Origin of the sequence: Hoeflea sp. IMCC20628 (genome assembly GCF_001011155.1) — a bacterium.
In the GTDB taxonomy this organism is placed as follows: domain Bacteria; phylum Pseudomonadota; class Alphaproteobacteria; order Rhizobiales; family Rhizobiaceae; genus Hoeflea.
Map to the genome: position 1 here is coordinate 1438580 of NZ_CP011479.1, position 20893 is coordinate 1459472.

At 59.8% G+C, this 20893-nt stretch carries 16 protein-coding genes; 5 read left to right on the forward strand and 11 right to left on the reverse strand.

Annotation, left to right across the window (positions count from 1 at the left end):
- Window positions 1–5 precede the first annotated feature (5 nt).
- Window positions 6–1658, forward strand: coding sequence for an FAD-binding dehydrogenase (locus IMCC20628_RS06760; protein WP_047029582.1), 1653 nt, complete (start codon window positions 6–8; stop codon window positions 1656–1658).
- A gap of 125 nt (window positions 1659–1783) precedes the next feature.
- On the forward strand, window positions 1784–3790 hold the full coding sequence (locus IMCC20628_RS06765; protein ID WP_047032335.1) for a CocE/NonD family hydrolase: 2007 nt from the start codon (window positions 1784–1786) through the stop codon (window positions 3788–3790).
- 24 nt (window positions 3791–3814) lie between these two features.
- On the opposite strand, the gene IMCC20628_RS06770 is transcribed toward IMCC20628_RS06765, so the two are convergent.
- Window positions 3815–4804, reverse strand: coding sequence for an alpha/beta hydrolase (locus IMCC20628_RS06770; protein ID WP_047029583.1), 990 nt, complete (start codon window positions 4802–4804; stop codon window positions 3815–3817).
- Window positions 4805–4845: 41 nt separating this feature from the next.
- Here IMCC20628_RS06770 and IMCC20628_RS06775 point away from each other — a divergent pair, with 41 nt between their 5' ends.
- Window positions 4846–5565 (forward strand): HAD family hydrolase, encoded by a 720-nt coding sequence (locus tag IMCC20628_RS06775; RefSeq protein WP_052766331.1) that lies wholly within the window; start codon window positions 4846–4848, stop codon window positions 5563–5565.
- Between the two features lie 16 nt (window positions 5566–5581).
- Here the strand turns inward: IMCC20628_RS06775 and IMCC20628_RS06780 are convergent, their stop codons facing one another.
- From IMCC20628_RS06780 to IMCC20628_RS06790, 3 genes are read right to left on the reverse strand one after another with little or no spacing between them, the layout of a single operon-like run.
- Entirely contained in the window at window positions 5582–7201 is a 1620-nt protein-coding gene (locus IMCC20628_RS06780) for an ABC transporter ATP-binding protein (protein ID WP_047029584.1), read from the reverse strand.
- Window positions 7198–8112: an ABC transporter permease gene (locus IMCC20628_RS06785; protein WP_047029585.1), complete on the reverse strand. Its 915-nt coding sequence runs from the start codon at window positions 8110–8112 to the stop codon at window positions 7198–7200. The genes IMCC20628_RS06780 and IMCC20628_RS06785 overlap by 4 nt, the downstream gene beginning before the upstream one ends.
- The gene (locus tag IMCC20628_RS06790) at window positions 8109–9089 is read right to left on the reverse strand and encodes an ABC transporter permease (protein ID WP_047029586.1); all 981 of its coding nucleotides are present in this window, start codon (window positions 9087–9089) and stop codon (window positions 8109–8111) included. The genes IMCC20628_RS06785 and IMCC20628_RS06790 overlap by 4 nt, the downstream gene beginning before the upstream one ends.
- 405 nt (window positions 9090–9494) lie before the next feature.
- Between IMCC20628_RS06790 and IMCC20628_RS06795 the strand changes: the two genes are divergently transcribed.
- Window positions 9495–11102 carry an ABC transporter substrate-binding protein gene (locus tag IMCC20628_RS06795; RefSeq protein ID WP_047029587.1) on the forward strand — a complete coding sequence of 536 codons (1608 nt, stop codon included), beginning with the start codon at window positions 9495–9497 and terminating at the stop codon, window positions 11100–11102.
- A gap of 56 nt (window positions 11103–11158) precedes the next feature.
- Here IMCC20628_RS06795 and IMCC20628_RS06800 read toward each other — a convergent pair whose 3' ends face one another.
- From IMCC20628_RS06800 to IMCC20628_RS06830, 7 genes are all read right to left on the reverse strand, one after another.
- Window positions 11159–11611, reverse strand: coding sequence for a PACE efflux transporter (locus IMCC20628_RS06800; RefSeq protein WP_047029588.1), 453 nt, complete (start codon window positions 11609–11611; stop codon window positions 11159–11161).
- Window positions 11612–11858: 247 nt separating this feature from the next.
- The gene (locus IMCC20628_RS06805) at window positions 11859–13442 is read right to left on the reverse strand and encodes an indolepyruvate oxidoreductase subunit beta family protein (protein WP_047029589.1); all 1584 of its coding nucleotides are present in this window, start codon (window positions 13440–13442) and stop codon (window positions 11859–11861) included.
- Window positions 13443–13445: 3 nt separating this feature from the next.
- On the reverse strand, window positions 13446–15593 hold the full coding sequence (locus IMCC20628_RS06810; protein WP_047029590.1) for an indolepyruvate ferredoxin oxidoreductase subunit alpha: 2148 nt from the start codon (window positions 15591–15593) through the stop codon (window positions 13446–13448).
- A gap of 25 nt (window positions 15594–15618) precedes the next feature.
- On the reverse strand, window positions 15619–16215 hold the full coding sequence (locus IMCC20628_RS06815) for a VOC family protein (protein WP_047029591.1): 597 nt from the start codon (window positions 16213–16215) through the stop codon (window positions 15619–15621).
- A 60-nt stretch (window positions 16216–16275) separates the two neighbouring features.
- Window positions 16276–16767, reverse strand: a complete 492-nt coding sequence (locus IMCC20628_RS06820; RefSeq protein WP_047029592.1) for a MarR family transcriptional regulator — start codon at window positions 16765–16767, stop codon at window positions 16276–16278.
- On the reverse strand, window positions 16764–18341 hold the full coding sequence (locus IMCC20628_RS06825; protein ID WP_047029593.1) for an NAD(P)/FAD-dependent oxidoreductase: 1578 nt from the start codon (window positions 18339–18341) through the stop codon (window positions 16764–16766). Before IMCC20628_RS06825 ends, IMCC20628_RS06820 begins: the two co-directional genes overlap by 4 nt.
- 27 nt (window positions 18342–18368) lie before the next feature.
- Window positions 18369–19160, reverse strand: a complete 792-nt coding sequence (locus IMCC20628_RS06830; protein ID WP_047029594.1) for a cyclase family protein — start codon at window positions 19158–19160, stop codon at window positions 18369–18371.
- 136 nt (window positions 19161–19296) lie between these two features.
- Between IMCC20628_RS06830 and IMCC20628_RS06835 the strand changes: the two genes are divergently transcribed.
- Window positions 19297–20871 carry an NAD(P)/FAD-dependent oxidoreductase gene (locus tag IMCC20628_RS06835; RefSeq protein WP_047029595.1) on the forward strand — a complete coding sequence of 525 codons (1575 nt, stop codon included), beginning with the start codon at window positions 19297–19299 and terminating at the stop codon, window positions 20869–20871.
- Window positions 20872–20893: the final 22 nt, after the last annotated feature.

A 20893-nucleotide genomic window follows, 5' to 3' on the forward strand; every position in this document is an offset into this window, starting at 1 on the left:
ATGAAATGGACAGTTGCGATGTGATCGTGGTGGGGGGCGGCCTGGCCGGACTCGTTGCTGCGAATGAGCTTGCCGACCGCGGCAAGCAGGTCGTCATCCTGGACCAGGAGTCGGAGAACTCGCTTGGCGGGCAGGCATTCTGGTCACTGGGCGGGCTGTTTCTGGTCGATACGCCCGAACAGCGGCGGATGGGCATCAAGGACAGCCGCGAACTGGCCTTGAACGACTGGATGGGCTCGGCGCAGTTTGATCGCAATGAAGACTTTTGGCCGCGCAAATGGGCCGAGGCCTATGTTGATTTTGCAGCCGGCGAAATGCGGCCCTGGCTGCATGGCATGGGCATGCGCTGGTTTCCGATTGTCGGATGGGCCGAGCGCGGCGGCTCGTTTGCCGATGGCCACGGCAATTCGGTGCCGCGGTTTCATGTCACCTGGGGCGTCGGCCCCGGCACGCTGGCGCCGTTTGAAAGCCGCGTCCGGGCACATGTCAAAGCCGGGCGGATTGAACTGAGGTTCCGGCATCGCTGCTCTCAAATCATCACTGAAAACAACGTGGTCAAAGGGGTTTCCGGCGAAGTTCTGGCCGATGACGTCAAGGACCGCGGCCAATCGACCAGCCGCGAGATCCGTGGCGAATTCGAGCTCAGGGCGCCCAGCGTTCTGGTGACTTCGGGCGGGATTGGCGGAGATTTTGATCTGGTTCGGAAGTCCTGGCCGCGACAACGCCTTGGCGAACCGCCCCAACAGATGATCTGCGGCGTGCCTGCCCATGTCGATGGCCGGATGATCGCCATCACCGAAGCCGCCGGGGGGCGGGTGATCAATGCCGACCGGATGTGGCATTACACCGAAGGCGTCAAGAACTGGGACCCTATCTGGCCCAATCACGGCATTCGAATCCTGCCGGGACCATCGTCGATGTGGTTTGATGCCGAGGGCAACAGGCTGAAGCCGCCGTGCCTGCCGGGTTTTGACACGCTGTCGACGCTGCGCGAGATCTTGTCCACCGGGCATGATTACTCCTGGTTCGTGATGACCCAGAAGATCCTCAAGAAGGAGGTGGCGCTTTCGGGCTCGGAGCAGAACCCGGATTTTGCCGCCAAGAGCTGGCTCAAGGTGATTCAGCAACGGCTGTTGAACAAGCAGGCGACACCGGCGGTGGAGGCATTCAAGAGCCACGGCGAGGATTTTGTCGTTGCCGATACGCTGGAGGATCTGGTTGCAGGTATGAATCAGAGGGGCGGCGATCTGCTTGATCTGGAAAAACTGCGCGCCCAGATCGTTGCGCGGGACAGCCAGATCGACAATCCCTTCACCAAGGACGCGCAGCTGATGGCCGTGCATGCGGCGCGGAATTATCGCGGCGACCGGCTGATGCGCACCGCCAAGCCGCACCGCTTTCTCGACCCTGACAACGGCCCGCTGATTGCCATCAAGCTGCACATCATCACCCGCAAGACGCTCGGCGGATTGGAGACTGACCTCAACGGTCAGGTTCTCAACGCGCAGGGTTCGCGGATCGAGGGCTTGTTTGCCGCAGGCGAGGTCAGCGGCTTCGGTGGCGGTGGATACCACGGCTACAACGCACTTGAAGGCAGTTTCCTCGGCGGCTGCATTTTCTCGGGCCGGCAGGCGGGGCGCGGCGAAACCATAGCGTGAGCAACGTGATTAGTCCGGGTCATCCCTTGACCGGGGCGTTGCGGACCTGACATCAGCAGGTGTCGGGCTTGGTCTGACAATTGTTCCCGTCGACCGAAGCAAGGATAAACGCCATGACCTCATTCATGCCGGACATAGAGACGGACTTCGAGCGCGATATTGTCGAGATTGCCGATCAGCCGATCGTCATGCCGGATGGCTGCCGATTGTCGGCGCGGATCTGGATGCCGAAGGATGCTGCCGACAACCCTGTGCCGGTGATCCTGGAGCATCTGCCCTATCGCAAGCGAGACGGCACCATTGTGCGCGACAGCCTCACCCATCCGTGGATGGCAGGGCAGGGCTATGCCTGTATCCGGGTGGACATGCGCGGCAACGGCGATTCCGAAGGTCTGATGGAAGACGAGTACACGCCGCAGGAATTGCAGGATGCCTGCGATGTCATTGCCTGGGCGACAGCACAGCCATGGTGTTCGGGCACGGCCGGGATGATGGGGATTTCCTGGGGTGGGTTCAATTCGCTGCAGGTGGCGGCGCTGCATCCGCCAGCGCTGAAGGCAATCATCACCATCTGCTCCACGGTCGACCGCTTTGCCGATGACATCCACTTCAAGGGCGGCTGCCTGCTGGGCGAGAATTTCGGCTGGGCAGCCAACATGCTGTCCTATTCGTCACGGCCGCCGGATCCGCTGCTGCTTGGTCCGGGCTGGCGCGAATTATGGCTCAACCGGCTCGAACAGATGCCGTTTCTGGCGCGCGAGTGGATTTCGCGGCAGGCGCGCGACGACTACTGGAAGCATGGCTCGGTCTGTGAGGATTTTGGCGCCATCGAGGCTGCGGTGTTATCGATCGGCGGCTGGCATGATGGCTATCGCAACACGATTTCGCATCTGGTCGAAAATCTGGATGCGCCGGTCAAGGGCATTGTCGGGCCGTGGATTCACAAATATCCACATTATGCCGGCCCCGAGCCGCGCATCGGTTTTCTGCAGGAGGCCAAACGCTGGTGGGACCATTGGCTCAAGGGCATCGACAATGGCGCCGAGAGCCTGCCGGCCTACCGGGCCTGGCTGATGGACAGTATCGCGCCAAAACGCTGGGTGGATGAACGTCCCGGCCGCTGGATTGCCGAGAGCGCATGGCCGTCTCCGCAAATTGACGAGATTGCATTTCAGCTCGGAGATGGTTGTCTCGGCGAAGCTGAGATGACGGCGCCCGTTTTGGTCAGTTCGCCGGGCGATTGCGGCAGTCAGGCAGGAGAATATTTTCCCTTTGCCTATGGCCCGGAATTACCTGACGAGCAGACACTGGATGATCTGCGGTCCGCATGCTTCGATGGTGAGGTTCTCACGAATCCGCTGGATATTGTCGGCGCGCCAAAGCTTGTGTTGCGGGTCGCATCGGACAGGCCGATGGCGCAACTGGTGGTGCGGCTTTGCGATCTGCGCCCGGACGGAACCTCGGCGTTGATCACCATGGGTGTGCTCAATCTGACCCACAGCAAATCCAGCGAGAGGCCGGAATTGCTGACACCCGGAGAGGTGTTCGAGACGGCGGTCACTCTCGACCAGATCGCCTATCGAATCCCGGCCGGTCACAGGTTGCGGATCGCGGTGTCGACCGCCTGTTGGCCGTTCATCTGGCCCACGCCTGAACGGGCGACAGTGACGCTTGAAGCTGGAACGCTTGCGCTCCCATACCGGTCGGAGATTGCTGATGGGGATGAGTGCAGCTTTGAAAAGCCGGTTGGGGCCGCGCCTTGGCAGCATGAAAACCTCAGGCCTTCGGTCTCGACCCGGCAAAGCGAGACAGATCCCGTAACTGGCGTAGTCACCACGACCATTTTCAATGATGCCGGCGAGAACCGTGATCTTGAACATGGTTTGATTTCCGGCAGCACCACGCATGAGCGCTGGTCAATCCATCCTGATGATCCGCTGTCGGCGACATCGCATATCCGCTGGGAGCAGACCAATGGTCGCGATCACTGGCACACCGGCACGGTCGCGGACATGGAGATGCGCTGCGACAAGAACTGGTTTTACATCACCGGCAAACTGGTGGCGACCGAGAACGGGGAGGTGATGTTCGACAGGGACTGGGAAAAACGGATTGCGCGCCGCTTCGTTTGATCCGGCCAACGGATAGCGTCGTGTCTAATAGGGCCAGTCGCCGGCGCCGAGTGACTTGATTCCGGTGATCATTCGGGAAAAGCTGTCGTGAGCGCGGGTGACGGAATGCCTGGCACGCAGATAGCCGTGAACAAGGCCTTCTTCCTCAAAGCAGATGGCCTTGCCGCCAGCCTGGGCGAGGCGAGCGCAGTAATCGGGTCCGTCGCCTGAGAGCGGGTCGCATTGTGCGGTGAAGACGAGTGTCGGCGGCATTCCGGAAAAATCCGCTGCGGCAAGCGGCGTGAACGACGGGTCGTCATGGGGAGACGGGCCACCTGAGCGCAAATCGTCGTAGTAGAGCATGTCTGCGGTGGACAGCATGGGCGCGTTGGCATGGCTGAGGAATGTGCCTTTGGTCACGTCCGCGCCGAGGGCAGGGTAGATCAACACCTGTCCCGCCGGGGGGAGGGCTTCGCCGCGTGTCGCCCAGGCAACCGCAGCGGCGAGATTGCCGCCGGCGCTGTCGCCGCTCAGGATTACCGGTAGACCGTATGCGTTGGCGATATGGCGGAATGCAGCAAGAGCATCTTCAAACTGTGCCGGATGCAGATGTTCAGGCGCCAGACGGTAATCGACGGAGACAACGGCATAACCGGAGCTGTCACAGATCTCCGCGCAAATGCTGTCGTGGCTATCAAGACCGCCGAGGATAAAACCACCGCCATGCAGATACATTACCAGTGCCGGCGGATTGCCAGATGTTGGCATGTATTCGCGCACCGGGACGGGTGACGTCGGACCGGGAATGGAAAAATCCCTGACTGTCACACCGGCCGGCCGGCCGGCGTCGAAAGCCTTGCATAGTTCGTCATAGACGTGGCGTTGGCCAACATGGTCGAGACTGGTTGCATCCTCGGGATAGAATGCGACCGACTTGTCGATGAAACGCCAGGTTTCGTCGTCGAGTAAATTGTCATAGGGCGAGGGGCGCAATGGTAAATCCTTGAAGAATTGGGTCTCGGTGTTGACGCCCATGCAAGCGCGGGGCACAGCTTGAGTCAAACCGGAAACACATCATGACATGGAAAATGAGCAAAACCATCAAGGCTATCCTGTTCGACAAGGACGGCACGCTGATCGATTTTGATAAAACCTGGGCCGCGACCAACCGCAAGGGCGCCTTGATCGCTGCTGACGGCGAGCCTGAACTCGCCGACATCTTGCTCAACGAATGCGGCACAGACCCTGTTACCGGCAAGACCCGGGCAGACAGCATGTTCGCTGCGGCCAATGCCAGCGAAATTGCTGCGCATATGGTGATCCATGGCAGCCCTATAGAGCATGGAAAGCTGGTTCGCCTGCTCGATCAGATTTTCATCGACGGCGCGGAATCACCTTGGCCAATTTGTGACCTGAACAGCCTGCTGGACAAACTCACTGGTGCCGGTCTGACGCTGGGGATAGCCTCGAGCGATGGTGAAGCCAGCATCCGCCGTACTGTCGAGGTGCTGGGCTTGTCGCGGCATATCAGCTTTGTCGCCGGCTATGACAGTGGCTATGGACCCAAGCCCGAGCCGGGCATGATCAATGCCTTTGCAGCGCATCTGGGTGTGAGCCCTGCGGAAATCGCCATGGTTGGTGACAATGGTCATGACATGGAAATGGCCCGCGCAGCCGGCGCAGGTGCTGCGATCGGGGTGCTATCAGGAACAGGCACACGCGAGACGCTGACTCAGTTGGCTGATGTTCTGGTCGGTTCGGTGGCGGATCTGCCAGCCCTTCTGGCTGACAGATAGAAAGTCGTACTTCCGCTCAGGTGTCGCGGCTCTCCAGGAGATTGGTGAGCCAGTCGGGGTCCATTTCCGGCACCGATGACAGCAGCAATTTGGTGTAATCGGGGAAGGGCGGTGACAGGATCTCGCTCTTGAGCCCCTGTTCGACAACCTTGCCCTCCAGCATCACCACGATCTCATCCGAAATCGCCTTCACCGTGGCAATGTCATGGGTGATGAACATATAGGTGATGTCGTATTTCTTTTGCAGCCGCAGCAGCAATTGCAGGATGCCCTCCTGGACGATCTGGTCGAGCGCAGAGGTGACTTCATCGCAGATGATGATGTCCGGCCGGGCGGCAAGCGCGCGAGCGATGCAGATCCGCTGCTTCTGGCCACCGGACAGTTCGGATGGCAATCGGTCCAAGAAACTCTCGTCGAGCTCGATCATGTCCAGCAGTTCGAGGATCCGTTCCTCACGGGCCTTGCCGGTCAGGCCGAGATAGAACTCGAGCGGGCGTCCGATGATGTCTTCCACGGTCTGGCGCGGATTCATCGCCGTGTCCGCCATCTGGTAGATCATCTGGATCTGCTGCAGCTGTTCCTTGCTGCGATCCTTCAAGGCGGCCGGCAAAGGTTCACCGTTGAAAATGACTTCTCCGGCCGATGGCGGCAACAGGCCGGTGATCACCCGCGCGACGGTTGATTTTCCCGATCCGGATTCGCCGACCACCGCGACAGTCCGTCCACGCGGAAACGACATCGAGACATCATGCAGAACCTTGATGTCGCCATAGGCCGCTTCAACATTGTTGACTGACAGGACGATATCCGTGCCCTTGACCTCGGGCTTTTCCAGCGCCCGAACCGACCAGAGTGATTTGGTGTAGGGCATTTCCGGCTTGGTCAGCATCTGACGCGTCGGCGCCTCTTCAACCTCTTCGCCGTAGCGCAGCACCTGAATGAAATCGGCCATCTGGGCAACTACTGCCAGATCATGGGTGATGTAGATCGCTGCGGTGTTGAACTCCTCGACGATGTTGCGCATCGACGCGAGAACCTCGACCTGGGTGGTGACGTCGAGCGCGGTTGTCGGCTCGTCAAAAATGATCAGGTCCGGGCGTGGTGACATTGCCATGGCCGTCATCACCCGCTGCAACTGTCCACCTGAGACCTGGTGCGGATAGCGGTTGCCGATGGTTTCGGGATCGGGCAATTGCAGGGCCCGGAACAGTTCCACCGCATCGGCTCGGGACTCGGCATCGGGCCGGATACCGCGCCGGGTGGCGGCTTCGACGGTCTGGTCGATCAGTCGGTGTGCAGGGTTAAAGGACGCTGCGGCGGATTGTGCCACATAGGCGATGCGGGTTCCCCACAGCAGCCGCTTGTCCCGGTCTTTGGCTTTTGCCAGATCGATGCCGTCGAACATGATCGAGCCGCCGGTCAATTTGCAGCCGGGCTGGGTGTAGCCCATGGCGGCCTTGCCGAGCGTCGACTTGCCAGCGCCGGACTCGCCAATCAAGCCCATGATTTCGCCACGGCGAAGCGTCAGGTCGACACCCTTGATGATCGGGTGCCATTGCTCGTCGGAATAGCCGTCGATGCGAATGTCGCGCATCTCCAACAGGATATCGTTGTTGGCTTCAGGAGTGTCGGTCATTCGCGAAGCCCGCTTGTTTTCTGAAGGAACCAGTCAACGATGAAGTTCACCGCAACGGTCAGCAGCGCGATAGCGGCAGCTGGCAGCAAGGGGGTGATCGCTGCTGTCATGTCGTATTTGGCGAACTGGATCAGCGAGGCGTTGGCACGCACCATCGAACCCCAGTCGGCGGTCGGCGGCTGGATGCCGACGCCGAGGAATGACAATGCCGCGATGGTCAGGAACACAAAGCAGAACCGCAGCCCGAATTCGGCCACCAGCGGCGGCATGATATTGGGCAGGATTTCCCGGCGCATGATCCAGCCGAGGCCTTCACCGCGCAGCTTGGCGGCCTCGACATAGTCCATCACCGCGACATTGACGGCGACAGCGCGGGTAAGGCGGAAGACCCGGGTCGAATCGAGCACGGCGATGATGATGATCAGGCTGGTGATGGTCGATCCGAAAATCGACAGCAGCATCAACGCGAAGATCAGGCTTGGAATGGCCATCAGCACATCGACAAAGCGGCTTAGCGCCTGGTCAAGCCAGCGGCGGTTGATGGCTGCCACAAGGCCCAGTCCGCCGCCAATGAGAAATGACAGAAATGTGGTCGCTAGCGCGATGCCCATGGTGTTGCGGGCGCCATAGATCAGCCGGGTGAGTACGTCGCGGCCGATCTGGTCGGTGCCGAAAAAGAACTCATCACCCCATGGGGCAAAAGCAACGGCATGGATCTCGGCCTCGCCATAGGGCGCAAGCACATCTGCCAGTACCGCCACAAGGATATACAGTGAGACCACGATCATCCCGAACCAGGCGCTGGGCGGTGCTGATTTCAGCAGCAGGCCAACGCGCTCCAGGCGGCTTCGGCGCTTGCGGACAGCGCCGACTTCCGAGGACGCAGTGTAAGTGTCTGGTTGCTCGCTCATCTGGGGTGCAACAATCGCGGGTTGGTGACGATGCCGACGATGTCGGCTGTCAGGTTCAACAGGATGTAGGTGGCTGCGAAAATCAGCGCGCAAGCCTGGACCACGGGAATGTCTCGGCTGGTCACGGCGTCGACCATCAGTTGCCCTATGCCGGGATAGACGAACACCACCTCAACCACGACCACGCCAACCACCAGATAGGCCAGGTTGAAGGCGATGACGGTGGCGATCGGCGCCCAGGCATTGGGCAGTGCGTGCTTGAGAATGATCTCCGAGCGCGACGCACCCTTGAGCCGGGCCATCTCGATATAGGGGCTGGCCAGAAGATTGATGATGGCGGCGCGTGTCATGCGCATCATGTGCGCGACAATCACCAAAGTCAGTGTGAGGGCCGGCAGCGCTACGCGGTAGAGCCGCTCGCCAATGCCGGTCGAGGCGTCAACATTGGCCAATGAGGGAAACACTGGCCAAAGCGACGCGAGGAACAGGATCAGGATATAGGCGACGAAAAACTCCGGCGTCGAGATCGTGGTCAGCGTCGCAGCATTGACGATGCGGTCATAGGCCGTGTTGCGGTAAAGAGCTGCGGTCAGCCCCAGAAATAGCGCAAGCGGTACGGCGATAACCGCGGTGACACCGGCGAGAAACAGCGTGTTCCAGAGCCTTGGCATGACAAGTTCGCTGACTTTGCGGGAGCGGTCCTGACCCGACGCGTTGCGGCCTGAGAAAGAAGTTCCGAGATCGCCTTGCAGGACAGAACCAACCCATTCGAGATAGCGAACCGGCGCGGGCTTATCCAGGCCGAGTTCCTTGCGGAACGATGCGACGGTTTCCTTGGTTGCGGCCTGGCCGAGCACGGCTTCACTGAAGTCTCCCGGCAGCATTGAAATGGAACTGAAGATGATGGCTGAAACAACGAAAAGCGTGGCAACGCCCATTCCGAGTCGTTTCAATATGGTCGACAGCACTGCATTCAAGTGCGCATTCCTTCCCGCTGATTGATGGTCTTGACGCCATTTTCCTGGCTCTGATTTCCGATGGGTATCGGCGGCCGGGTACTGGTCAGCATTGTTGACCAGCCTTACGGTGTTGTAAACCGGCTAATCGAACATAACGGGATATGTGCGGGGCATAAGGCATTGTTTGTGCCCCGGTTTTGTTCTACTTATTCAGGACCGCTTGGATTTGCCGTTCGGCATGACAGCCGGCTGTGCTTTGGCCGTTTTATTCGGCCTGATCTGTGAAAAGCTTACAGTATCATCGCCTTGGCTCGTGCTGTTGACAATCGCCGTCAGGAGGACAGGATAGGCGCAGCCCCCATTTCGTCGCGTTTAGCGTGACGTCAAAAATCAATAAAAATTCGGGAATAGATGGAGAATATCATGAAAGACGAATATCTGAATAAACAGGCACGCTGGCTCAGCGAAGGCCAGATTGGCCGTCGGCAGTTTATCACGACTGCCATTGCAGCAGGCTTGGCTGTGCCTGCGGCGCTGACGTTGGCGACGGATGTGCTCGCTGCAACACCCAAGAGTGGCGGCAAACTGCGCTATGGCTCTTCCTACGGTTCGACGACCGATGCGCTTGACCCGGGCACCTCTGAAAACGGAATGTCGCAGGCTATCAACTACGCTCGCGGTAACCAGCTTACCGAAGTTGGCAATGACGGCAAACTGATTGCTGAACTGGCCGAAAGCTTCGAGCCATCAAACGGCGCCAAGACCTGGGTGTTCGATCTGCGCAAGGGTGTGGAATTCCATAACGGCAAGACCATGACCGCCGACGATGTGATCGCGACGTTCAACTACCACCGAGATGAAAACTCCAAGTCCGCCGCTAAAGGCCTGTTGAGTGCGGTCAAGGAAATCAAGAAGGACGGCGACAACCGGGTGATCTTCGAACTCGAAGGCGGCAATGCCGACTTCCCGTATATCGTTTCCGATTACCACATCATGATCATGCCCTCCGTGGATGGCATGATCGAAGATGCCAACAGCCCGATCGGTACCGGCGGATATATCATTGAAAGCTACGAGGCAGGCGTGCGCACGTTGATGAAGCGCAATCCTAACTTCTTCAAGGAAGGCCGCGCGCATTTCGACGAAGCTGAATTCATCACGCTGGCCGACACCACAGCGCGCCAGAACGCGATCATGAACGGCGATGTCGATTTTATCGACAATGTCGATCCGAAAACCGTGTCTCTGCTGGCGCGTGTGCCAACGCTTGATATTCTTCAGACAACCGGTACGCAGCATTACACATTCCCGATGCGGGTCAATGCGGCTCCGTTCGACAATTACGACCTGCGCATGGCGCTCAAATTTGCCATCAAGCGTCAGGAACTGGTCGACAAGATCCTGCTCGGCCATGGTAAGGCCGGCAATGACGTGCCGGTCAATGCCTCGATGCCGTTCTTCAACACCGAACTTCCGGTGCATGAATTCGACGCCGAAAAGGCTGCCGAACACTACAAGAAATCCGGCCATTCCGGTGCGATCCAGCTGTCGGTCTCGGACGCTGCATTCCCCGGCGCCGTCGATGCGGCTCAGCTGATTGCAGCTTCCGCAAAGGAAGCCGGAATCGAGATCGAACTGGTTCGCGAGCCCAGCGATGGTTACTGGTCCAACGTCTGGAACAAGAAGCCGTGGAGCGCTTGCTACTGGAGCGGCCGTCCGACTCAGGACTGGATGTATGCATCAGCCTACACTGCCGACACCGAGTGGAACGATACCGCCTGGAAAACCGGCGAATCCGCTGACAAGTTCAACGATCTGGTTGTCATGGCGCGGTCGGAAACCGACGAAGACAAGCGCAAGGAACAGTATTGGGAAGCGCAGCGGCTGCTGCAGGACGATGGCGGCGCCATCATCGGCATGTGGGCCAACTTCATTCATGCCCACTCCAAGGGGCTGACGCATGATGACCAGGTTGCAGCCAACTGGCAGGCCGATGGCGGCAAGTTCACCGAACGCTGGTGGTTCTCCTGATTCCAGTCCTTGACTGAAAATCATTCGGCCGCGGAGCAATCCGCGGCCGTTTTCGTTCAGCGCTGCATCTCAGCCTCTGGTGTCTTTGGACTGCTTGGCTGCATGATGGGAAAGACAACATCGTAAGCCCAGTTGAAGACGAAGGCGTAGACCAGATAAAAGGCTGCGAATGACACGTCCATCAGGAACGCCTGAATGAGGCTGACGCCAAGATACCAGGCAATGAACGGCAGCAGCACGACAAGCAGGCCAGCTTCGAACACGACAGCGTGGAGAACGCGCAGGGCAAACGTCTTGCTGACATGGCCGGCAATTCTCAACAGCGCATGGTCGAACAGCAAATTGTAAAGATAGTTCCAACCGGTGGCGATGGTGGCGCTGATCACGGCGATGACGCCGATGTCCCCGAGCGGCAGACCAAAGCCCCAGGCACCAAGCGGTGTGACAACAAACAGCGCTATGATTTCAAAACTCAAGGCGTGGCGGATTCGGTCAAAGGTGGTTCGCATGGAAGTCCCCAATAGATTGCCGGGTCGTCCCGGCTGGTTTTTCCGATTGGGGAGGTCGTCCTCGCTTGCCTGTCCTATGTATGATCTTGCAGCATCGGCGCAAGCCCCATTTTTGCGTCAGCCCTTCACGAAACGGTGTCTGGCCGGTTGCTGCAGCCTTGATGCCCCGTCGCTGATTGAGCTCGCAGGGCGAACCTGGAAAGCCGAGTCAGTCCAGCGTCTTGCGGCGGTTTCCGGGTGATCTGATTCAAGCCTGATGGCCGGTTTCGCTCTGTTCTGCAAAGGAGCGGACTGTCTTGAGGGCGCCTTCGAGTTGGTCGCCTTTTTCGTCGGCCAGTGCTGCTTCGCGCAACAGGCGGCACCAATGGGCGGCATCGTCGCGACCGGCGAGCAGCGCTACGCCGTTCATTACCCGGTCAAATTTCGACAGGCCACGGGTGTGGGTGTCCGAATAGCCCTTGACCAGGCGGCGGTTGCGCAGGGTTTCGACCGCCAATGCGTAGTCGATCTTGCGGTAGGTCATCACCAGCTCGAGCCAGTGTTCCATATGCTGCTTTTCGATGCTGTGACGCAGGGTGCCGCGGCGGTATTTGCGCAACCCGCCGAGCACATAGAGCTGCGCAAACGGCAGCAGGCGATCGGTGCGCAAGCGGCGTCCGCGATTGAACAGCTTGTCGATCAATCGCATGACGCTCTGGCTCGCCGACAACCTGCGGCCAAGCCGTGACGGCATCATGCCGACGATTTCCTCGGCACGCGGATGCATGAACTCCGTGAGTTTCATCTGCGCGCCCTTGGCCGGCTTCATCTCGGTCTGAATCCGGGCAAAACGGCTGCCGCGGGTTTTGAGATCTGCCACCCGGAAGACGTCATCATAGGCCATCGCCTTGGCGATATATTTGGCGGCCTCAAACGTCAGTTCATGATCCTTGGAGGCATCGTCCTGGGCCAGCACGGTCTCAACCCGGTCGAGATACTCGCTGCCGTAATCCAGGTCCTGGAAATCCACTACAGCGCGCAGGCCGGTCAGCGCCATGTCGCGGGCGCTCGCGGGCAGGGCCATTGCCCGGGCTTCAAGGGCATTCCATTTCTCGACCAGCCGGGTCGGACCCGCTGGTGTGTTGGCTACAGCGAGCTTTGTCTTGCCGGATGAAGGCCGTTCTACGATGCCGCCGGCTGCGGCTTCGAAACCCGCCGCAAAGGCGCGCAGGCTGGCCTCGACGCCACGGCCCGAGGCCCTGATGGCGGCTTCAAAGCTTTCGCGTTCGAAAGGCAAGGCGCCGGAGCCTGCCAATGCCCCGAACAGGCTTGCCGAGATCATCGATCCGGCATCGACCGCCATTTTTTCCATATCGAAGGCGATGAAGCGTTGGGATGCGATTTCAGCCGTTGCGATCACTTCCTCGGAATCGGCGATCCCGTCACCGGGCACCATTTTCTCGGAGACCGCCAGCGCCCGGTGCGAAGACGCAATCAGCGTGGTGCGGTCGGGAGTGACAAAGCCGCGCATGATGGCGCGTCCGGCTTCCATCATCTCGGCCGCCACCAGAATGTCGACATCGCCGGCGGCCGGCATTAGCGAGAAAACCGGATTCCGCTCCTGCGCCGGTGCCATTTCCATGTAATAGATCGTCGCGCCGGTGCGCTGGGCGACACCTGCGACGGAGGTGGCCTGAACGACATAGCCGTTGCGGTGGGCGCAGTCCTCGATCCAGTTGGTCAGCACGCCGCCGCCCTGGCCACCAACGGCCATGACGGCGAGCTTGATGATCTGGTCAAGCGCCGGGTCTTGCCGTTTCGGTGTGAATTCGGATGCGATGTTGAGTGCCATGGGTCAGGTCCGGACGAATTCGATGCGGCCGCGGGAGCGGCGGGTTTGCAGCCAGGCGATGGTGCTGCTTCGGATAGTGCCGAGCCTGGTTTCGATCCAGCCCGGATTGTCGACCACATCAGCACGGTAGAATGAGGGGCAGAGCACCGCGGCGTCGGCGACTTCGCCGCAATTGCCGCAGCCGACGCAGCTCTGGTCGATGCTGGCGACCGGATCGTCGCGCAACGGATCATCGAGCTTCTTGAGCGACAATGACGGGCAGCCCGACAGACGAATGCAGGCGTGGTCGCCGGTGCAGATGTCTTCATCAACACCAAAACGCGGTTTTTCGACCCTTCGCCCTTCCTTGATCGCCTTGTTCACCAGTGGCTTTTCACGCCGCTGCTTGTTGAGCATGCATTCCGATGCGGCAATGATGACTTTCGGTCCGACATGATCGGTGGTCAGCGCCTCGTTGAGGATCTCGCGCATTTTCGGCACGTCATAGGTGCGGTCGAGCTGGCGCACCCATGTGACGCCAACGCCCTTGACCGCATCGGCAATCGGGTGGCCGGTGGCCTTGGACGGATTGTCGGCGCGCGACGACAGGATGTCCTGTCCGCCGGTGGCGGCGGAATAGAAATTGTCGACGATGACGATGACACCGTCGGACTTGTTGTAGACCGCATTGCCGATCGAGGATGACAGGCCGTTGTGCCAGAAACCGCCGTCGCCAAGAATGGAAATCGAGCGTTTGTCACCGCCGCCATCAAAGGCGGCATTGGAGGCCGGCCCGAGGCCGTAGCCCATGGTCGAGCCGCCGATCTCGAAGGGCGGCAGGCTGGCAAACAGATGGCAGCCGATGTCGCCGGCGATCTGGTGCTTGCCGAATTCCTGCTCGGTCATTTTCAGCGCCGCGAAGATCGGCCGTTCCGGACAGCCGGTGCAAAAGCCCGGCGGGCGCATCGGCACGGTCTTGGAAAGATCGGGCAGCGCCGGCTTGTGGTCGGAATTGGGTGCGCGCAGCCGGGCGGGCAGCAATTCGGGGGCAGCCTTTTTCAAAAATGCCTCAAGTCCGTCGAGCAAGACCTGGCCGGTGTATTCGCCGGCCATCGGCAGCATGTCCTTGCCGTGCAGTCTGATGGTCTTGCCGGCCTTGTAGAGTGCAGCACCCAGAGCTGTTTCGATGAATTCCGGCTGGCCTTCCTCGACAACCAGAACCGCCGATTTGCCGTCGCAGAAATCGAAGAATTCGTCATTGACCAGCGGGTAGGTGACGTTGAGCACATAGAGTGGAATCTCGGTGTCGCCGTGGATGTCGGCCAGTCCCAGTCGTTGCAACGCCCGGATCACGCCATTGTACATGCCGCCCTGCAGCACGATGCCGACCGGTGCGTCGCTGGGGCCAAAGAATTCGTTGAGCTTGTGCTCGACGATGTATTTCTGCGCCGCCGGCCAGCGGTTCTGGATCTTGTCGTGTTCCTGCAGATAGGACATCGGCGGCAGCACGACGCGGGCGTAATCGCTGCGCGGATTGGCAAGCGCATCCTTGACGGTGAATGGCGGGCGCTTGTTGTCCTTGGCCTGGAAACTGCCGGTGACATGGCAGGAGCGGATCCGCACCATCAGCATCACCGGGGTGTTGGTGGCTTCCGACAGCTCGAACCCTTGATGGACCGATTGAACGATGGAGGGCAGGTTGGGGCGCGGGTCGAGCAGCCACATCTGCGATTTCATCGCGAAAGCATGGCTGCGCTCCTGCATGATCGAGGAGCCTTCGCCATAATCTTCGCCGATTATCACCAGCGCGCCGCCGGTGACGCCGGATGACGACAGATTGGCCAAAGCATCAGACGCGACGTTGACGCCGACCGGTCCCTTGAAGGTGACTGCGCCACGGATCGGGTAATGCACCGAGGCGGCCAGCATCGCTGCAGCGGCGGCCTCGGATGCATTGGCTTCATAGCGCACGCCAAGCTCGGTGAGAATTTCCTCGGCATCGGCGAGCACGTCCATCAGGTGACTGATTGGCGCGCCCTGATAACCGCCGACATAGCCGACGCCTGCTTCCAGAAGGGCTTTGGTCAGCGCCAGAATGCCCTCGCCGGAAAAGGTTTCACCTTCTCCGACCTTGAGCTTCTGGACTTCCTTGGCGAATGAACGTTCAGCCATCTGATACCCTTAATGCTGGTGATGTTTACTTGGCGGGATCGGTGTTGGACCACAAAACCGGTCCGCCGTCTTTTTCGTAGGCCATGCCTTCGGGGAAGGAGATTGCTTCCATCTGCAGCCCCCAGGGCGCAAAGAAATAGATGATCGACTGGCCCGCGGCTGGTCCCTCATTGACCGGGAAGGGGCCCATCAAGGTGCGGATTCCCTTGTCCTTGAAATAAGCCGCAGCCGCCTCGATATCGTCGACGTAGAAGGCGATGTGGTGCCCGCCGATGTCGCTGTTGCGCGGCCGCACGGTCTTCTGGTCGGGCGCATCATAGGAGAACAACTCGATGTTGCTGCCGAAGCCGCAACGCATCAGCGTGATCTGGTTGACTACGGCGCGCGGGTCGACGTCGAGCAGATCCTGCATGAAGCTGCCGGTATCGTCGCGAAAGGGACCGAAAGACGTAGCTTTTTCGCAGCCCAGAACATCGGAGAAGAAGCCCTCTGCTTCGGCGATGTCGGGGACAGTCAGCCCGATGTGATTGACGCCGCGAACGCCCGGCAGTGTTTCAGCCTCAGCGGAAAATGCTCCAAAGCTCATGGCAAGTGCGGCAATGGCGAGAATGCTATGCTTCATCGGTTTTCTCCTGGGCTGATCGACGGGATTCGAGGTAGTAAATTCGGAAGGTTCATATGGTCAAAAGTCGTGCTTTCGAATGTTCTGCAGCATTGTTTTCAGCGTCGCGACAAAAGCCGCCCGCTCATCAGCGGGAATGCCGTGAAACATCTGTGAATAGACCCGCGACATCGATGGCCACATCTGGTCAAAAGCAGCGCGACCGGCATCGGTGATGGCAATGCGGGTAACACGGCTGTCATTGGGGTCAGGATCGCGTCGCACCAGGCCATCGGACGTCAGTTGCTCGAGCGAACGGCTGAGCGTTGATTGCTCGATAACCGCATAGACTGCCAGTTCGGAGATCGGCAATGTATCGATCACCGCCAACACCGCCAGCGCACGCATCTTTGCTGTGGTCAGTCCGAGTCCGGCCAATTCCTGCCTGAGGTCGGCATTGTAGCGGCCCATGATGCGGTTCATCAGATAGGGCGGAAAATTCGACAGGCCGATTTCACCCAGCCGCTGCAAGGGTTCTGATTTGTCGGTTTCTGGTGGTTTGACCTCGTTCATCCGCCCAGCCTCTTTGCCAATAGGAAGCCCGATCCGCCTCCAAGCCCCGGACCCGGATGGGTCGAGGCGCCGATGTGATGCAGGTTTTTGATCGCAGTTGCGTTGTTCTTCGAGTGGGCGAAGGGCCGCCAGATAAAGAACTGGTCGAGCGCACAGGATCCGCCATAGGGATCGCCACCGACCAGATTGATATTCATGGTTTCCAGATCGACTGGTGAGTAGGCCTTGCGCGCCAGAACGGAGTTGGCAAACCCCTCGATGTGGTTGGCGAGGATTGCCTCGATGCGGTCGGCAAAAGCCTCGCGGGTGGCTACGCTCCAGGCACCATCGGTCTCGATCTCACCCGCGGCATCGCCCTTGATGCTGCGTGGCGCATCGGGGATCTGCAGCCAGAGAATGGATTTGCCATCGGGGCAGCGGCTGGGATCAAGACTGTGCGGCTGGCCGACGCAGATGGTCGGCGTTACCGGCAGCATGCCGCGCTCGGCTTCGTTGGATGATTTGGAAACCGAGTCGATGCTTTCGGCCAGGTGGACGAGGGCGACTTGATCCAGTCCTTCGGTTTTCCAGCGGATCGGTCCATCTATGGCGTAGTGGAGCTGGAAATTGCCGCGGCCATGACGGAACTGGCTGAGACCGGAGGTTGTCTCCTGCGGAAGCTTTTTCGTGTCGTCGCGCAGAAGCCGGTTGTAAAGCTGTCCCGGCGCTACGGAGCAAATCACATCGGCGGCGGAAATCACGGTGCCATCGGCGAGCTTGACGCCAGCGGCCTTGTCATCGCGGGTGATGATCTGGTCGACATCGGCATTGGCGCGCAGTTCGCCGCCATTTGCCTCGATCAGGCCTTTGAAGGCAGCCGCGGCCTGACCGGCGCCGCCCTTGACCACCGGCGCACCGGCCGCTTCCAGCGCAAAGGCAATGACCTTGCCCATCTGGCCGCCATAGGTGGATTCGGGGGTCAGCCCGGTGTGAAGCGCCCATGGCGCCCACAGAGCCTGGACCAGTTCAGAGGTATAGGTGGTTTCAAGCCAGGCGCGCATCGGGCGCAAGGCTTCTCCCATCCAGGCGGCAAGACCGCGCAACCCGCGCTTCCAGGCCTGGCTGGCCAGCAATTTGGCTGTCGGCCAGCTCCATAATTCGCCGCCCAGCAGCGCGAACAGGAAAGGCGCGTCGGTCTCGATCGCTCCGACGTCGGCGCCGTGACGGTCACCGTCGCCGGGAGCAAGGGCGTTGAATGTCTTGATGTTGGCGGCCCGGTCTGTGGTCAGCACCAGCGAAGAGCCGTCAGGCCGCAGCACCGCTGTGGGGTGCGGCGTATGGCAGAATTCCAGCCCATGCCGCGCCAGATCAGGTCCGAGCGCGGCATGGGCGGGGGAGGTAAGGAACAGCACAAAGGTTGCCGCCATTACGTCATGGTGGAAACCCGGCAGCGTGATTTCCTCGGTGCGCATGCAGCCGCCGAAGCGGCTCTCACGTTCGAGAACCAGCACACGCTTGCCTTTGGAGCTAAGCATGGCTGCAGCAACGAGCGCATTGATCCCGCTGCCCACAATGATGTGGTCAAAATCTGCCATTGTCCTGGTCCCCGGCGTGGATACGCCTTAGCCGCGCGCGACCAGCGCCATGGCGCGGATCGGGCTGCCGGTGCCCTTGACGATCTTCAGTGGCGCGGCAATCAGGATCGCGCCCTTGGGGGGGAGCTTGTCGAGATTGGCGAGCGAAGCGAGGCCGTATTTGTTGGCAGCATGCAGCAGATTGTGCGCCGGGTAGGGCGGTTCCATGCCGCCAGCCTGTCCAGCGTCGGTGCCGATGCACTGGTTGCCCCAGCCGATCACGCCCTTGGACAAGATGTACTGAATGCAATCGACAGTCGGTCCAGGCGAATGCGGGCCGGTTTCATCGGCGTTGAGATAAGCCGCTTCATCATTGGAACGGGCGTCCCAGTCAGAGCGCATCACAACCCATTCGCCGGCTTTGATTTCGCCATGCTTGGCTTCCCAGGCCTTGACGCCGGCAGCGTCGAGCAGAAAGTCAGGGTTTTTGGCGACTTCAGCGGAGCAATCGATCACATTGACCGGTGCGACGAAATTCTGCGGCGGGATGGAATCGGTGTAGCCATCGGTGTAGTCCTTGCCGGTGATCCAGTGATGCGGCGCATCGAAATGGGTACCGGAGTGCTCGCCGAGTTTGAGCCAGTTCCACGCAAAGAACGGACCGTCATTGTCATATTCCGAAATCTTGTGAATTTCGATCTTGGGCGTGTTCTTGGCAAAATCTTCCGGCAACTGGAGAAGCGGTGTGTCGGGACCCAGCGTGCCGGAGAGATCGATCACCTCGACTTTTCCTTCAATCAGCATTCCAGCGAGATTACCCAGAGTTTCTGCAGCGTTCATGTGTGACTCTCCCCTGACAGGCGTGTTGTGGCTTCGTTTCAACTCCCGGATGACGGGATGTGTATCTGCGATAAATAGATGCTAGACAGAATAATATGCATTTGCAATTATAAATCTCGAATGGAGAGCGGGCTCAGTGCAAAACGAATATGATGCGGTCATAGTGGGCGCCGGTGTGAACAGCTTGGCTTGCGCTGTTCACCTGGGGGCGAAAGGCTGGCGTGTCGGCGTTTTCGAACAGGCAGGCAAGCCTGGCGGAGCCGTCAAGACGCTGGAGTTGACCTCGCCGGGGTTTCGGCATGACTGGGCTGCGATGAATCTCAGTCTCTTTGCAGGTTCCGTGTTTTTTAGGACATACGGGGAAGACCTGATAGGTCATGGTCTTGAATTCGCTCCTGCCTCCAACTGTTTCGCCAGTGTTTTTGATAATGGCAAATGGCTCGGTGTCAGCACCGGGCCGGGTGAGACGCGGGCACGGATCGCAGCGTTCTCGGAGGCGGATGCGAATGCCTGGGATCAGCTTTGCACAGACTTCCCCGGGACTGCGGAATATATCTTCGCGCTTCTCGGAAATCCCATGCAAATGCATATACAAGGCAAGCTCCTGGCAAAAGCGCTGTTCCGCAAGGGCTTTTCCTGGACGGCTGATCTGGTGCGTTTGCTGCTGTCGTCGCCGCGCAAATGGCTGACGGAGACATTTCAATCCGATCATGTGCGAGCCACCATGGCCACCTGGGGCATGCATCTGGACTTTGCGCCCGATATGGCTGGCGGTGCAGTGTTTCCCTATCTTGAATCGATGGCCAACCAGCATTTTGGCATGGTCATCGGCAAGGGCGGCGCGGACACGCTGACTCGGGCGATGGTGGCCAAGATCGAAGCTTCCGGCGGCGCGGTTCATTGCGGCAGCCGCGTGGCGCGTATTGTCCGCAAGGGCGGCAAGGCGACAGGTGTCGAGCTTGAAGACGGATCCGAGATCACGGCAAAGCGGGCAGTTATTGCCAATGTTGCGCCCTCCGGGCTGATGAATTTGCTCGACGGGCAATCCGGCGATTCAGCGTTTGATGGCAAGATGGTCAAATTCACCCATGCGCCGGGAACCATGATGATCCATCTGGCTCTCGATGGTCTGCCGGATTGGGCGGCCAGCGAAGAACTCAAGACATTTGCCTATGTCCATATTGCGCCATCACTCGATCAGATGGCCCGCACTTACCAGCAAGCGGTCGCAGGGCTGTTGCCGGATGAACCGGTGTTGGTTGTCGGGCAGCCGACGGTCGTTGACCCGAGCCGGGCACCCGAAGGCAAACATGTGCTCTGGGTTCAGGTTCGCATGGTGCCGGGCGAGATCCGCGGCGATGCGGCCGGCAAGATCACGGAAACCGACTGGGCAAAGGTCAAAGAGATCTATGCCGATCGCGCGCTGGAAATGATCGAGCGGCATGCGCCGGGCTTGAAGGCGAAGATCATCAGCCGCGCCGTCGTCTCGCCACTGGATCTGGAAGCCGACAATCCGAATCTGGTCGGTGGCGATCAGATCGCCGGCAGTCACCATCTTTCACAGAATTTCCTGTTTCGTCCGGCCTTGGGCCACGCCACTGGAAAGACCCCCGTTGACGGTCTGCATCTCACCGGAGCCAGTGTCTGGCCTGGTGCGGGGACCGGAGCGGGCGCAGGGTATATGCTCGCTCAGAAACTGGGCGGGAAATGAAGCAAAAAGCAGGGAGAACAGC